At 71.5% G+C, this 267-nt stretch carries 1 pseudogene; it reads right to left on the reverse strand.

Annotated elements, in window-relative coordinates:
• Positions 1–267 (reverse strand): annotated as a pseudogene (locus tag NVV99_RS26530) (helix-turn-helix transcriptional regulator); the annotation flags it as partial.

Here is a 267-nt window from a genome sequence, read left to right on the forward strand (position 1 = left end):
CGTGAAGTCCGGTCCCGCCCGGACGCCACCCGCCGCTCCCCCACCCAACCCGTCCACCGTGAAGACGACCCGCGCCTCACGGTCGAGTCCGAGTGGGCGCCAGACCGCAGCGTGCCGGAGGCTGTGGGCGAGGTCGGTCGACGGTAGATCCGAGGCCCGCACCACCGGTCGTCCACTGCGGGCGATGTCTGCGAAGGGTGCGGGATCGGGTCCACCGCATTCCGAGTCGGCGAGTACTGGCTCGTAGTCGGAGGGACTGCGGTTGCG

This window comes from Rhodococcus sp. PAE-6 (assembly GCF_025290685.1).
In the GTDB taxonomy this organism is placed as follows: Bacteria; Actinomycetota; Actinomycetes; order Mycobacteriales; family Mycobacteriaceae; genus Rhodococcus; species Rhodococcus pyridinivorans.